General features: G+C 41.8%; 1 protein-coding gene. It reads right to left on the bottom strand.

All coding sequences use genetic code 11. From position 1 onward, the window contains the following. Positions 1 to 99 precede the first annotated feature (99 nt). Positions 100 to 1,827, bottom strand: a complete 1,728-nt coding sequence (locus LI112_RS17670) for an IS1634 family transposase (RefSeq protein WP_227191195.1) — start codon at positions 1,825 to 1,827, stop codon at positions 100 to 102. Between the last annotated feature and the right edge of the window lie 136 nt (positions 1,828 to 1,963).

The raw sequence follows: 1,963 nt of genomic DNA, 5'->3' as shown, positions 1-1,963 counted from the left end.
TCCCATCTTTGACAGTTGAAAAGAAAAATGAGTGCCACAATCCATGAAAATACTGGGATTGTGGCACTTTGTGCCCCATACTTGAAATATAGTAATGTCTTATCTTCGCTTACTTTTTTTCTGTATTTCTTTCATTTTGCGTTTTGTTATAAATTGATAGTCTGTACGGAAACCACACGCTTCATGAAGCTCATCTGTGATTCTTTGACGTTCATACACGGGCATAAAGCCTTGTTCTTCTATATCGGCAAACTTTATGCTTCGCAGTATGTGCAGTAACTGCTCTGTTGTACAGGGCGTTTTTAATGCCTTTTTCAGCATCCGGAAATGCAGTAATGCTAAAAAGCAGATCAGGAAATGGGCTTGTATCCGGTCTTCGCGGCTGACATAAACAGGCCTTGCGTCAAAGTCTGTTTTCATGGTCCGAAAGCAGTCTTCAATCTGCCATCTGCCTTCACTGACTTTCAGGATGTCTGCCACATCATCATCTAACAAATCAGTGCAGACAGCATAAAGGCCGTCATATTTTTCTTCTTCCGCGATCTTCTCGAGATCAAGATAATAGTGAATCTCTGCCTTTTCTCCTTCTTTAGTCGCCGCAATCTTATTTACAAATCTTGCAGGATCATTCGGATTTTTCCGCTGCCTTTTCACAGCGCCATTGGCGACCATCTTTTCAGCTCGTGCGATCTGCTCCGCGCGGACAGCCTTCTCGTATGCAGCATATTTGGGAGAATAGGTTATGATCAGCCGCTGATGGAGTTTTTTTGTAGTATACGGTTCATCTTTATAAAAAAGTCCTTGTTTATCATCCTCGGAAAGCTGTGTGATATCAACAGGAGAATCATCCGACAGCCGTTTAAATCCTTTGGTGTTCAAAGCCCATTCACGATCCTCTGCCGGAAGCTTTTTGATAGACTGTGTCACAATAAAAGAACGTTGTCCGAGATGATTGAGGACCCGGTTATCTTCAGATGCCAAACCGGCATCGCTGCAATAGATAAATTTCTGACAGCCGAACTGCTGAAGGATCTTTGTCTCCAGAGGTTTTAAGGACTTCTGTTCATTCTGACTGCCGGGGAAAAGAGAAAAAGCTAGTGGAATCCCGTCTCCATCGGTAAACAGTCCCATCTGAATGATAGGATTCGGTCTGTGTTCTTTGCTCTTTCCATACTTTTTATCACCGTATTCCTGTTCAATCTCGAAGTAGTAGTTTGTGCAATCATAATAAAGAACTTTATCGTTTCTCTTCCCCAGGAAGAAACTGTTTTTGTAAACTTCAGACTGTATAAGATCACACTCTTTTGCAAGGACAGAAAGGGCGCGGTAGATATCATGGAGTTCATAGGTTGGTGCCTCCAGGAATTGCTGTGCAGCCTTGAAAGAAGAAGTTTTGCTGGAAGGCTCCAGGACTCTGGTGTAGATCAAGTCCGAGAGGATCGCATTCAGGTCATATTTAAATTTGTAACGGTATCTGATCTTTCGGCAGATGGAATCCATCTTCAGACCATAATAGACAGACTGGAGGAAGAGATAACCGCCAGTAAAAAGTTTTTTTCTGTTATAGTCCATAAGTCTGTTGGAATGGAACGGGATCGTAACAACTGCCTCTTCCGTTTCTTTTTTATATTTTTCCGTTTCGATTCTTGCCTGTTCTTTTGCCCACGCCATGACGCCATCCCGATCAGTGCCAAGACGTTCCGATAATTCAGCCAGGGTGCCTAGCTTTTTGATCGTGGTAGAAGTGCTCTTACCCTGAGCATTTGTATAGGATTTTGTAATGTAAAAGGATTCGGAATTTTTTGATTTGGATGTAGTAACACGCATAGCAATCACCTCTGTAATAATTATATCACATATCACTAAATATTACTAGATAATAAAGCGAAAAACTTGACAAAAAAAGTACAGGCTTTATGCGGCCTGCACGTACTATTTTAATTATGCAACTGTCAAACTCCCG

The organism is Blautia sp. 210820-DFI.6.14 (genome assembly GCF_020558815.1).
Lineage (GTDB): Bacteria > Bacillota > Clostridia > Lachnospirales > Lachnospiraceae > Blautia_A > Blautia_A obeum.
Note: the sequence above shows the minus strand (reverse complement) of the source record. Positions and strands in the feature narration are given on the sequence as shown.